Here is a 13771-nt window from a genome sequence, read left to right as displayed (position 1 = left end):
CCGCTTATTTTTCACCAGGGAACAAGAACGGATTAATACTGCTACGTGCAAAACCTTCTTCTTCCATGCGAGCATCTAAAATAATTGACGCTAAATCATCAGCGACAGCTTCAACTTTAGCTTCTTTTTCTTGATAAAGGATTTTCAGATAGCTACCACAATCACCACAGCTTTCAGCTTTAACAGCCGCATTTTCATCATCCAATGACCAATAATTCAATTTACCCGTTTGCTCACAGTTACTGCATTTAACGCGCACCATATGCCATTCAGTTTCACATAAATTACAGTGCAAATAACGTAAACCTTGTGATGTACCAATTTGCACAATACTCGACACTGGCATGCTATTACATACAGGGCAGAAATGACGATGGTCACCATGTTCTGCACGCGCTTTACCCGGGATATTTGCTGCCATTTGTGCCCAATACACCGATAATGCAGCCCAAATAAACATCGATTTATCCGCAGGAACTTTTTCAAATTCTTCATTTAGCAGCGCAGTTGCCATAGCTTCAAGTTCTGTTTCAGACGCTTTATTCAGGTTTTCTAACGCAGGGCGTACAGACTCAGGCACGACTGGCATTAATTCGGCAATAATTGCCGTCAATAATTTGTGCCAATGTGTTGTGCGTGGAAATGTTTTTGCATCCAATGGCGAATTATTGGTATTTGTTGAACGCTCAAGGATAGATGCCATATCCATTTCTAATGGATTATCATGCTGTGCATTATGTTGCGCGGTTGCCACTTCAGCGGCAAAATTCAGATAATCTGCAAAAGGATGTTCTCCCGCACCAAGTTCTTTAAGTCGCTCAGCACGGCGCTGATATAAGCTTTTTAAGTTAGGAAACAGAACTGGTGGAATAAAACCAATTCCTTTTTCTTTCAATCTTTCTTGTCCTAACTCTTCTTTAGGAACGATACGAATACCCATTGCGTTCTCTCTTTTCTATTTTTTTATAACGACAATTCCCGAGAAAAGGCTATTTATTTTCTCGAAAGCGTTTTGCTCATCATATTTATATCCGCGAAAGCGGTTCTCTAATGTTCAGGATAAAACAAAAGTCATCTTGAGGCTACTCTAGCCCCTGAATTATCCCTTCCATTAACCCGGAGTAGATCAAGGTAAATGTAAATCAGGATGATGATTGTTTTATTTGATATAAATAAATTGTTATCACTAGGATAAAAATTCTGAAGTTATGGTTTGAAGTGGTTATGACTACAAGCTTATGCTGCAAGCAGCCTTCTATTTGCAACAGGAATAGGTATTTCACTCTTATCTCAGGAGTTTTTTATTGCCGTTCTTCAATAAGAAATAAATAAAAACATAAATATATTTAATATCATATCTACTGTACCTTTTAGATAAAAATAAATATAAAAAGCATTTATGGTCAATAGAATACGCGACCAAATACTATTCGGTCGCGTAACAATGAAATAACAGTTTTGCTTCTTTAGGGGTATAACAGTCCCTTTGGTATCATCAAAATACCAAATAAAAAGCCAATATTGTTAACAACGAATTAGGTTTTAGATTTTCAGTAATTCAGGGTAATACATACGCTTAATTGCGAGCTCTAAACCTCTAACTTCTGCTAAACCTTTTAAGCGCCCAATAGCGGAATAGCCTGGATTGGTCACCTTTTTCAAATCATCTAAAATTTGGTGGCCATGGTCTGGTCTCATTGGAATGGGTGCAAGTCCCGCAGCATAGCGTTTTTGTTCAACCGCTAAAATGGCTTTGACCACTTCAAACATATCAACATCACCTGCAATATGATTGCCTTCATGGAAGGTATTCGGGTTATTTTCTCTCACCGTTGAACGTAAGTGCGTGAAATGAATGCGATCACCAAATTCATTAATCATTTTTACTAGGTCGTTATCGGCTCGTACACCATAAGAACCTGTGCACATAGTAAACCCATTATGAATACTATCGCAGCTTTGCTTAATAAACCGCATATCTTCAATGGTAGAAACAATACGTGGCAGGCCTAAAATTGGGCGTGGAGGGTCATCAGGGTGAATAGCTAAAACCACATTTTCTTCTTCACAGACAGGAACGATTTTCTGCAAGAAATAACGTAAGTTCTCACGTAACTGATTTTCATCAATATTATTATACAGCGCCAAGCGCTCACGGAATTGGTCTAATGTATAACCTTCTTCCGCACCCGGTAGCCCTGCGATGATGGTTTTAATCAGGTTTTCAATGTCATCAGATGACATATTGGCATAATACTCAGCCGCTTCTTTAACTTCTTGTTCTGAATAACTCTCTGCCGCATTTTCACGCTTTAAAATATGAATTTCAAACGCAGCAAAAGCAATATTATCAAACCGTAACGCTTTGGAGCCATCCGGTAGCGTGTAAGCAAGGTCAGTACGCGTCCAATCTAGAATTGGCATAAAATTATAGCAAATGGTCTTAATACCACAGGATGCTAAATTACGAATACTCTGTTGGTAATTTTGAATATAGAGATCAAAATTACCTTGTTGAGTTTTAATATCTTCGTGAACAGGAATACTTTCCACGACAGACCAAACTAACCCAGCATCTTCAATAATAGCCTTACGCTTTAAAATCTCCTCGACACTCCAAACTTCACCGTTAGGAATATGGTGGAGCGCAGAGACGATACCTGTCGCCTCTGCTTGCCTAGCATCACTTAAAGAAACAGGGTCATTAGGACCGTACCAACGCCACGTATGCTCCATGAGTACTTCTCCTTCGATTATTCAAAAATAGTCTGATAAGGAATTGTTTCAAATAGGTAACCATCAAAATTGGGGTCATCAAAATCAGAAAGCTGCATTAGCGTATTTTTGACATTCTCTAAATGCTGCCACATCTCTTTTTTAGCCAACTCCGGATCACGTTTTTGTAGTGCATTTAAAATATTTTCATGATCAACCAACCACTTTTTTCGGTAAGTCGTGTTGTCAATATGTTCGTGAAGCTTATCCCACATAGGGCTTTGTAACCGCACAGCCCAGATATCATCAATAATCTTCGCCATCATGTCATTCTTGCTTGCGCGAGCAATTAACACATGGAACTTATGATCATTAGCATCGTCACTTTCATTATTCGCGACTTTGATTCGCTCATCTTCTAATAATGCGCGGATCTCTTGGATATCGGCTTTTGTTGCTGACAAAGCAGCGCATGCAGCTATTGCACTTTCAATCACTTGGCGAGCTTGCAGTATTTCAAAAGGGCCATGATCTAAACTTTTAATTTCATCAATCAATAGGTCTGGATGATTAATGACATAAACCCCAGAACCTTTCTTGATAGAAACCAATTTTTCAATTTCCAACATGATGAGTGCTTCACGTACCAATGAGCGACTAACATCATATTTTTTAGCGATCTCACGCTCTGGCATTAAACGACTTCCTATCGGATATTCACCAGATGCAATGAGCTCTTTTAACTGCTGACCTAGGTATTGGTACGAGCGGTATTGAGTTTTCATATATATGTACAACGCGTTGTCGAATTAAATTTAGTTCTTCCATTGTAGATTATCGTCCCTCATTACAATGGTCAACCAATTTATCCACTATTTCCGCAAAATTAGTTAACCAATTTGTGATCAGATTCACTTATTGTCGTCTTTTTAGTCATTGTTTTTTAATTTACCGATTGATAGAGTGAAAAAAAGAGAATTTGGTCAACCAATAAATAAACCACTTTGAGTATTTCATGGTAATTTGGTTGATCAGTTGGTTAACAAGTAATAGGGATTTGGGCCAAAATGAAAATTATAAAAGCAGAAGTCTTTGTATGTAGCCCCGGTCGTAATTTTGTCACATTAAAAATTACAACCGATGAAGGCGTATATGGATTAGGTGATGCCACCCTTAACGGGAGGGAGCTCTCTGTAGCATCCTATCTTCAAGATCACCTCTGTCCTCAGCTAATAGGCCGTGACCCACATAAAATTGAAGATATTTATCAGTTCTTCTATAAGGGAGCTTACTGGCGTAGAGGCCCAGTTACGATGTCCGCCATTTCTGCGATTGATATGGCACTGTGGGATATTAAAGGCAAAATTGCCAACCTTCCGGTCTATCAGTTACTCGGTGGCGCTTCTCGTGAAGGAGTGATGGTTTATTGCCACACCACGGGTACCGATATTGCTGAAACACTAGATAACTACGCAAAATATAAAGAAAAAGGTTTTAAAGCGATCCGTGTGCAGTGTGGCATTCCAGGAATGGCAACTACCTATGGACAGAGTAAAGGAAAAAACCTTGCTTATGAACCTGCCACAAAAGGCCATCACCCCGAAGAACAACTTTGGTCAACCGAAAAATATCTGGATTTTATGCCCAAACTGTTTGAAGCCGTTCGGGACAAATACGGATTTAATGAACACCTTCTACACGATATGCACCATCGCTTGACCCCTATTGAAGCGGCTCGCTTCGGTAAAAGTATTGAAGATTATCGATTATTTTGGATGGAAGACCCAACACCAGCAGAAAACCAAGCTTGTTTTAGATTAATTCGTCAACATACCGTCACCCCAATCGCCGTAGGTGAAGTTTTTAATAGCATTTGGGATTGTAAACAACTGATTGAAGAGCAACTCATCGATTATATCCGCACCACAATTACCCATGCCGGAGGTATTACAGGCATGCGCCGAATTGCGGACTTTGCATCGCTTTATCAAGTCAGAACCGGTTCTCATGGTCCATCTGACCTATCCCCAATTTGCCATGCTGCCGCCTTACACTTTGACCTTTGGGTACCCAATTTCGGCGTTCAAGAGTTTATGGGCTATTCAGAAGAAATGTTGTCCGTATTTACGACTAACTGGACGTTCAACGATGGTTATATGCACCCAAGTGATAAGCCCGGTTTAGGTATCGATTTTGATGAAAAACTGGCAGCGAAATACCCGTACAACCCAGCTTATCTTCCAGTCGCTCGTCTCGAAGACGGCACGTTGTGGAACTGGTAATTTTTATTTTATTCGGAGTCAAATATGAAAGCTGTAAAATCGGTAGTAATCAAAGAACCCAATACATTATTGATTGAAGAACGTTCAGTTCCTGAACCGGCTGAAAACCAAGTACAAATAAAAGTTCGCTTAGCTGGTATTTGTGGTTCTGACAGCCATATCTACCGTGGCCATAACCCATTTGCAAAATATCCACGTGTGATTGGCCATGAGTTTTTCGGTGTCATTGAAAAAGTGGGTTCAGGCATAGATAGCAAACGCATTGGTGAACGAGTCTCTATCGACCCTGTCCTTAGCTGTGGTCATTGTTACCCATGCTCAATTGGTAAACCAAATGTGTGTGAAACACTAGAAGTATTGGGTGTTCATACTGATGGCGGGTTCACTGAATATGTCAATGTCCCTGCGGCTAATGCTTATACTATTCCTGATTCAATCAGCGATGAGTGTGCCGTTACCGTTGAGCCATACTCTATTGCCGCCAACGTGACTTCGCATGTTCATCCAACTCAAGATGACATCGCATTAGTCTATGGTGCGGGTACGATTGGGTTAACCTGCGCACAGGTTCTCAAAGGGGTTTATCAAGTCAAAACCTTGATCATGGTTGACCGCGTGGCTGAGCGTTTAGCTAGAGCAAAAGATTGTGGTGCTGATATTGTCATTGATAACTCACAAACCCCACTACCAGATCAACTCAAAACACTGGGTCTTCGCCCAACGTTAGTACTTGATGCAGCTTGCCATCCCGCTATCTTACAAGAAGCCGTCTTGATTGCTTCTCCCGCAGCAAGAGTTTCTATTATGGGCTTTTCAAGTGAAGCAAGTGCCGTTACACAGCAAAGTATCACCAGCAAAGAGATTTCATTGTTTTCTTCACGTTTGAATGCCAAAAAATTCCCTGAGGTGATTAGCTGGATAGAATCTAAAAAAATTGACCCAACGAAAATCTTGACGCATCAGTTCCCATTCACTGAAGCGCAAGAGGCAATCTTAACCTTTGAAAAAGACCAGAAAACCTGCTGTAAAATTCTTTTAACCTTTTAATTTAATTAAAAAAACTAAATCCGATTTGGATACTACCCTACGTGATTAATAGGATAATAATATGAATACTCAGTCAATTGACCCATCAGGGAAAGTGGAACGCAGTTCTGGCGATCTAACCAAAGCTGCAGTTTCTGGCTGGCTAGGAACCGCTCTAGAGTTTATGGATTTCCAGCTTTACTCGTTAGGTGCAGCACTTGTTTTCCATGAAATATTTTTCCCTGAACAATCCGCTTCAATGGCATTAATTCTTGCGATGGGAACTTACGGTGCCGGATATGTCGCACGTATTGTTGGTGCGATTTTCTTTGGTCAAATGGGCGACCGAATCGGCCGTAAAAAAGTACTCTTTATCACCATCACCATGATGGGGGTGTGTACTACATTAATCGGGGTATTACCAACCTACGCACAGGTAGGTATCCTCGCACCGCTGTTATTAGTTCTCTTGCGAATTATTCAAGGCTTAGGGGCAGGCGCTGAAATTTCGGGTGCAGGTACCATGCTAGCAGAATATGCACCAAAAGGCCGTCGTGGTATTGTGGCCTCATTAGTGGGTCTGGGAACAAACTGTGGCACATTAAGCGCAACTGCAATTTGGGCTGTCATGTTCTTCTGGTTAGATAAGTCAGACTTATTGGCTTGGGGCTGGCGTGTACCTTTCTTGGCAAGCTTCGTGGTAATGCTGTTTGCAGTATGGTTACGACTGAATCTGAAAGAAAGCCCTGTATTTGAGAAAGTGCAAAATACGGAAGAACAAGAAGCCAAAGTTGCAGTACAAACACCACCGAAAGAAAGTTTCTTTGCCATGTTTAAATCTAAAGCATTTTGGTTAGCGACTGGCATTCGTTTCGGTCAAGCAGGTAACTCTGGGTTAATTCAAACTTTCTTAGCAGGATATTTGGTTCAAAGCCTGTTGTTTGATAAGAGTATTCCAACTGATGCGATCATGATCAGCTCCGTTGTCGGTTTCCTAACTATTCCTGTGATTGGTCTGATATCCGATAAATTTGGTCGTCGTATTCCTTATATTATTCTTAGCTTATCTGCTATGTTGCTCGCCTATCCGATGTTATCTGTCATCGTCGATGGTGCGAACAGTGTTAGCTTAATTACCATCTGTATTATTATCGTTCATAACTGTTCAGTACTCGGATTATTTGCCTTAGAAAATATTACGATGGCTGAAATGTTCAACTCACGTAATCGCTTCACCGGTATGGCTGTGGCCAAAGAAATTGGTGGCTTAATTGCCTCTGGCTTAGGCCCAGTTCTAGCAGGTATTTTCTGTAGTGTCACCGGAAGCTGGTGGCCAATTGCCATCATGATCATCATTTACTCTGCCATTTCATTAATCAGCGCCATCATCATGCCTGAAGTGAAAGATCGTGATTTAACCAGTACGTTGGATGCTGTTGAAGAGGCTGAACAACAAAAAGGTAAAGTGAAATATGCAACTGTCAACCAATAACCTAAACCAATTACCTGCGAATATCAAAGTACCAAGCTATGATAGGGAGCAGATAAAGGTAAAAATGCTTCACTTAGGTTTCGGCGCGTTCCATCGCGCCCACCAAGCCATCTTTGCGGATATTTTAGCTACAGAACAGCAGAGTAATTGGGGTTTTTGCGAAGTCAATTTAGTCGGTGGCGAGCAACAAATTGAAGATTTACTCGCTCAAGATTGCCTTTATAACGTAGTTGAAATGCAAGGCGATAATTGGCAAACCCGTACGGTGGGGGTGGTAAAAGAAGCATTACACCCAACCATTCACGGAATTGATGCTGTTATCAATCGCATGTTAGACCCTAACATTGCCATCGTTTCCATGACTGTTACTGAAAAAGGTTATTGCTATGTACCCGCGACAGGCTCGATTGATTTTGCTAACCCCGCTATCGCACATGATTTAGCCTCACCAAATGCTCCAAAATCATTGCCGGGCCTGATTGTTGAAGCGTTAAAACGCCGTAAAGCACTGGGTATTGCACCATTTACAGTCATGTCCTGTGATAATATGCCTGAAAATGGCCATATCACGAAAAATGTCATTTTAGCGATGGCCGCAAAACAGGATATCGCACTGGCCAATTGGATTGAAGCCAACGTCACTTTTCCATCTACCATGGTGGATAGAATTGTACCTGCCATGACACCAGATACTGCAGAGAAAATTCAATCTCAACTGGGCCCTATCGTCGATAACGTCGCCATTGCCTGTGAGCCATTTCGCCAGTGGGTGATTGAAGATAATTTTGTCGCGGGTCGTCCTGAGTGGGAAAAAGCGGGCGCTCAATTAGTGACAGATGTCATTCCATTTGAAGAAATGAAACTGCGCATGTTAAATGGTAGCCACTCTTTCCTTGCATATTTAGGTTATTTGGCTGGTTATCAATACATTAATGAGTGCATGCAGGATAGCGCTTATGAAAAAGCGGCTTATCACTTGATGGTCAATGAGCAAGCGCCAACGTTATCCATCAAAAATGTGGATTTACCCGCCTATGCTAATGCCCTGATTGAGCGTTTCAAAAATACGGGGTTGAAACATCGAACTTGGCAAATCGCGATGGATGGAACGTTGAAATTATCTCAACGTTTACTCGACTCTATCCAAATTCATCTTAAAAACGGCCGATCATTTGATTATTTAGCCTTAGCGGTTGCAGGATGGATGCGTTATGTCAGCGGAAAAGATGATCATGGTGCAGAAATTCAAGTCAGCGACCCACAGGCTGTAAAATTGGCTGAACTAGTTGCAAACAGCACTGATGATGAAAGTCGTGTTCATGCACTGCTTTCTCTCAACAGTTTGTTTACCAAAGAACTCGTTAATAATTCGTTGTTTACTGAAAAGGTGACTGCATTCTACCTTTCACTACGTGATAACGGTGCCCAAAAAACGGTTGAAGCGCTTAACCACCAGCACGCCTTGTAACAACATCTTAGTAGGCGGGGCTTCCCCCGCCTCTTTCACTCAAACTAGTTTGAATCTATTGGCATTCCTTTATTTTCTTTCGAAAACTGATGTCCAAAGAAAAATATCAAACACAATGGGATTAATGTAGCAAATAAAGCGTATTCCTTTGCAAAATCAGCTAATAACACCATCATGAAAGCCCCGCCAGCAAAACCCAATAGCGTCAGAAAATAACAATAACTTTTATATAATGCACTTTTTCTTTCTTGGCCTTTAAATGCAATAGATTCTGCCAATGAACTAAAGCCAAGTTGCACATTCAAAGTAACCGCAATATTGCCATATAGCATGCCATTAATCTTATGAAACGCATTACCTTGCATTCCCGCAATAAAAGAAAGAGCCCAAACAGCATGAAACCCATTTGACTGTACGTTAAATAAAAAAATATAAATAATAAGTAATAATAAAAGGACAATTTCCAGTGACAATAACGTAAATGTCCAAGTTTTTTCATCAGTATTATAGCGATAACGGATCCATGCCAACAGCATTGCTCCCGCACCAAAGGAAATAATAGAAATAATATAAGGCAACACTGCGGTTAGGCCGTGCTTAGCAAACTCATAGCCTAACATAATAATATTGCCTGACTGAAAAGTAGCGAATGATTTAGTCGTAAAAAAGGCATATCCATCGAGCATTCCTGACGCAATAGCTAATAAAAATGCGATAGTGGGTAGCTGCATAAAAGGAACTTTTGGAGAGGAAATCATAGTTTACTTACCTGTCTTGATGATTCTTTTTCTGACTGACTTAGTCGACTAATAATCGAGGTGATGTATACCGTAAAAATAGGAAAAACCGTCATACCGGTAGCCGCTAGAATAGTGGTAATGACTTTGCCAGCACTCGTCACAGGGATAATATTTGAACCCAATGTGGTGACAGTCATTGCCGCCCACCAAATGGCATCCCCATACGTTTTAACATCAACATTAAGACCCCTTTCGAAAATGTAAAAAATTAAGCTAATAAAATAAACCGTTGAAAATAACAAAATCATATAAGATAAAAATAATGCTGTCGTATTTCGTTTTACAACCATCATCATAAGCATGACAAACGCTGCACCACCACGAAATAAGGGGATAAACCGAATAAGATAAATTTGCTCCTCAGTAAATTTTATCGATGTGTAATCCAATATGGTTAAATACGGAACAGATAACAAAACGATAATCGCGTATTTTTTGACAAACTTTTTTTTATTTTTTGAAATAAATAAAAAAATAAAAAAATCACATGTAAAATAAATACAGATCCAAAATTGAATATCAAAGTAAATTGACCGCTTAAGAAAGGGGTCATGATTAAAGGTTTCAATAGAAATACTCGCTATTAAAACCAACGAGGCCACAATCCCTAAAAAATGAAGTGTTTTAATCCACGTTTCTTGACTACCAAACTGTCGAAAAGTCAGCATATTAATAATCTAATTATTGAAGCCATTAATAGGGCTTTTATTCATGATAAGATCCCGTTGCTATTTCTCTAACAACAACGGGAAAATATAAACATTACTGTGTTAACGGGGGAAACCAAATAGCTTGCTGACCACTCACCAACCGTTCTTGGTTAATCCACGTAAAAGGAGCAGGTACCTGAGCTTGCAAACGCACATCTTCAGCCCCTCGTTGTGCTGTTAAGGTTGGAGTAAGCACGACAGGCTCTGGCCCATAAATAGCCGCTGACGTAGAATCACGTTCGTTTCGTCCTCCACAAACCACCCATAATTGGTTTAATGTCGCGATGGCATAAGGGATAAAATCGGCACGTCCTGTCGGCGGCTCTTCAACCGAAAAAAGATGGCTATCAATTTCTACTTTTAAATCACTCGGGATACCGGCTGGCGCAGCAAGGATATCAGCGCGTAACGTACTGTATAACCCCCCTAATTCAGGAACATCTAATTCATGTGCAGCCGCCAGTGCAATACGCCCAATTGGCGTTGCTGTCACACTCACAGAACTACCCGCTGTTGCCCAGCCACTATCTCGCTCATTAAGATGTGTAACGCGATAGCGCGCTAATATTTCCCCTAATGGCCCTGCAAGCACCACCGTATGGAACAATCTATCCGTTTCAATTTCAGGGTAGCTTCCAACAATATACCCTTTCCCCTTTTGAGCCGCCTTACTCAATGTTTGCTCAAAAATGCCCCCTTGTTGTTCGGCATAAGACAAAATAATGTTGGGATCGTTGGTATAAGGTAGCGCAGAAAGCTCAGGAAGAACCAGCAGCTCATTTTCTCCCACTTGGATTGAGTCTAGCTTAGAAACTGATTTTTCCCACTGCGCCGCAATCAGCGTTGTTTGCGTTATTGTTGATGTGGCATTGATATCTGTCGGGCTACGATGAAAAGCAAGCATTGGGAAATATAATTCAGGCCAACGCTTCGCCAGTAATGCATCGCGCTGTTTATCCGCTTCATCTAAGTCAATCATCGCACTGTATATGCCATTTAACCCCGGTTCTAACTCTAATGGGCTAAGCACTGGAGATTGAGCCACTTTATGTCCTGATGGCGCCCATACGCTCGAACCACCATTATAATAGAGCTGCCCTTTGGTAATTGGATTAGTTTCAATTCCACTACGTGTTGCACAAATTACCCAAACACCATTGAAAGCACTCATATGCTGTACATGCGCAACGGTTGAGTGATCCCCAAGCATTTCAGCAGGACTCGCGTTAGGCATCATACGGTCGGATACTGAATGCCAACCAATGATTTGTGCCCCTTCTAATGCGGCTAAACGTACATATTGCCAGTAGGTATCATCATAACAAATCAGTAATGCAATACGGCCAATTGGTGTTTCAAAGGTTTTGACGCCAGTATTACCTGGAGCAAATACTTTTTGATCTTGAGAATTTAGGCCTATTTTACGATATTTACCAATAATGCCTTCCGGCCCCATCAAAACAGCTGAATTATAAGCCAGTCCAGTTTCGCTATCCCGCTCCGCAATACCCACACTCATATACATTCCTGTTCGAGCCAATACAGGCAGTATTGCAGCGGTCGTTTTGCCAGGAATAGTATCTAAATAAGGTGCTAATTCTGTAGAGTCCGAAAATAAATAACCACTCACAGCCGTTTCTGGAAATACGGCATAATTTATCCCTTGAGCGGCCACTTTTTCTGCCGCTTCAACTAAACGTTGAATATTTCCATTTAAATCTCCCCATGCAGGAATAAAATCAACGGCTGCCACCTTACTACTTTTTTTTATTTCAGCAATACTCATACAATAATCCTTATTCAAAGAATTTATTAGTAAATAAATAATTTTTTGCTATTAATAAAAATAAATATTAAATAGGAAGAACATTTCTATAATTCCAAATAATTTAGGTAATAATAGCTTGAGTGTAGCGGCTATATTTGAATACATCGAGTATCTAAATATAGCCGCTAATATTAATTTTCTTTTTTAGAGAGTCATATTAAGAGCGAATTTAATGTTATTAATTAAATAACATTATTTTTTTTCATTTCCATAATTTGTTCATCACTATAACCAAGCTCTTTTAACACTTCGTTATTATGTTCCCCTAACAATGGAGCACTTTTAATTTCAGGAATAAACGCTGAAAACTTCATTGGGCAACCCACCGTTAAATATGAGCCTCGTTTTGGTTGTTGAACCTCGACAATTGAGCCACTACGACGCAAAGAAGGGTCTTCCATAATTTCTTTCATACTTAATACTGCAGAACATGGCACATCAAACTGATCAAAATAATCGGTTAGTGCATGTTTATCTTTGTCTTTGGCGATTTCTTCGATTGCATCCCATACATCTTGGATATGGCTTGCACGTGCCTGTGTAGTAGCAAAAGCAGGGTCAGTCTTCCATTCTGGGCGCCCAATTGCATCACAGGTATTTTCCCAATTATGATCTTGATTAATAAAATAAATATAGGCATTTGGATCAACATCACTGCCTTTACATTTGAGCATCGTCCCCGGCTGGCCACCCCCACTCGCATTTCCCCCACGGGGAACTGCATCACCAAATGTTCCATTGGAATATTGAGGATACTCCTCTAAGAAACCGAGTTTTTCTAAACGTTGTTGATCACGTAATTTCACACGACATAAATTAAGCACCGCATCTTGCATCGACATCGTAACACGTTGCCCTTTACCTGTTTTTTCTCGGTGTAATAATGCCGTCAGTATGCCTATCAATAAATGCATCCCCGTGTTACTGTCCCCCAATGCCGCAGCGCTTACCGTCGGAGGGCCATCAGGAAAACCTGTCGTTGATGCTGATCCTCCTGCAGATTGAGCAACATTTTCATAGGCTTTAACATTCGCATAGGGCGAATTTTCATTAAACCCTTTAATCGAGCCAAAAATTAACCGAGGATTAAGTTCTTGAATGTACTCCCACGTAAACCCCATATGGTCGATAGCCCCCGGATGAAAATTTTCAACTAATACATCAGACTGACGTATTAATTTCTCCATCACGGCTTTTCCCTCTGGGGTTTTGGTATTAAGCTCTAAAGAGCGTTTATTACTATTTAACATCGTAAAATATAACGCATCGACATCAGGGATATCTCGTAATTGATTACGAGTTACATCCCCAACCCCTGGACGTTCAATTTTGATTACATCAGCACCGAACCAAGCAAGCATTTGTGTACAAGATGGGCCTGACTGGACTCCAGTAAAATCAAGAACACGTATCCCATCAAGCGGTTTTGAAGAAGTCATAATTCACCTTT

Annotated in this window: 11 protein-coding genes; 4 read left to right on the top strand and 7 right to left on the bottom strand. The window is 40.6% G+C overall.

What is annotated here, in order from left to right:
• Nucleotides 1-4 precede the first annotated feature (4 nt).
• From fdhE to PR767_RS11880, 3 genes are all read right to left on the bottom strand, one after another.
• Entirely contained in the window at nt 5-940 is a 936-nt protein-coding gene (gene fdhE / locus PR767_RS11890; protein WP_004906186.1) for a formate dehydrogenase accessory protein FdhE, read from the bottom strand.
• A 602-nt stretch (nt 941-1542) separates the two neighbouring features.
• Entirely contained in the window at nt 1543-2736 is a 1194-nt protein-coding gene (gene uxuA / locus PR767_RS11885) for a mannonate dehydratase (RefSeq protein WP_109912535.1), read from the bottom strand.
• Between the two features lie 17 nt (nt 2737-2753).
• Nucleotides 2754-3500 (bottom strand): FCD domain-containing protein, encoded by a 747-nt coding sequence (locus tag PR767_RS11880; protein ID WP_042851476.1) that lies wholly within the window; start codon nt 3498-3500, stop codon nt 2754-2756.
• Between the two features lie 282 nt (nt 3501-3782).
• Between PR767_RS11880 and manD the strand changes: the two genes are divergently transcribed.
• The 4 genes from manD (at nt 3783) to PR767_RS11860 (ending at nt 8983) form a co-directional block, all read left to right on the top strand.
• The gene (manD, locus tag PR767_RS11875; protein ID WP_004906847.1) at nt 3783-4997 is read left to right on the top strand and encodes a D-mannonate dehydratase ManD; all 1215 of its coding nucleotides are present in this window, start codon (nt 3783-3785) and stop codon (nt 4995-4997) included.
• Nucleotides 4998-5021: 24 nt separating this feature from the next.
• A complete protein-coding gene (locus tag PR767_RS11870; protein ID WP_109912536.1) occupies nt 5022-6044 on the top strand; it encodes a Zn-dependent oxidoreductase in 1023 nt (340 codons plus the stop codon).
• A 61-nt stretch (nt 6045-6105) separates the two neighbouring features.
• Nucleotides 6106-7515: an MFS transporter gene (locus tag PR767_RS11865; RefSeq protein WP_004906844.1), complete on the top strand. Its 1410-nt coding sequence runs from the start codon at nt 6106-6108 to the stop codon at nt 7513-7515.
• Entirely contained in the window at nt 7496-8983 is a 1488-nt protein-coding gene (locus PR767_RS11860; RefSeq protein ID WP_115168225.1) for a mannitol dehydrogenase family protein, read from the top strand. Before PR767_RS11865 ends, PR767_RS11860 begins: the two co-directional genes overlap by 20 nt.
• 44 nt (nt 8984-9027) lie before the next feature.
• Here PR767_RS11860 and PR767_RS11855 read toward each other — a convergent pair whose 3' ends face one another.
• The 4 genes from PR767_RS11855 to frc all read right to left on the bottom strand — a co-directional run bounded on the left by PR767_RS11855 (nt 9028) and on the right by frc (nt 13760).
• The gene (locus PR767_RS11855) at nt 9028-9741 is read right to left on the bottom strand and encodes a YoaK family protein (protein WP_109912538.1); all 714 of its coding nucleotides are present in this window, start codon (nt 9739-9741) and stop codon (nt 9028-9030) included.
• Entirely contained in the window at nt 9738-10451 is a 714-nt protein-coding gene (locus tag PR767_RS11850; protein ID WP_196718927.1) for a potassium channel family protein, read from the bottom strand. Before PR767_RS11850 ends, PR767_RS11855 begins: the two co-directional genes overlap by 4 nt.
• Nucleotides 10452-10545: 94 nt before the next feature.
• A complete protein-coding gene (locus tag PR767_RS11845; RefSeq protein ID WP_272520382.1) occupies nt 10546-12279 on the bottom strand; it encodes a nitrilase-related carbon-nitrogen hydrolase in 1734 nt (577 codons plus the stop codon).
• Nucleotides 12280-12503: 224 nt separating this feature from the next.
• The gene (gene frc / locus PR767_RS11840; protein WP_164529307.1) at nt 12504-13760 is read right to left on the bottom strand and encodes a formyl-CoA transferase; all 1257 of its coding nucleotides are present in this window, start codon (nt 13758-13760) and stop codon (nt 12504-12506) included.
• Nucleotides 13761-13771: the final 11 nt, after the last annotated feature.

Origin of the sequence: Providencia sp. PROV223, assembly GCF_028479245.1 — a bacterium.
Taxonomy (GTDB): Bacteria; Pseudomonadota; Gammaproteobacteria; order Enterobacterales; family Enterobacteriaceae; genus Providencia; species Providencia rettgeri.
Note: the sequence above shows the minus strand (reverse complement) of the source record. Positions and strands in the feature narration are given on the sequence as shown.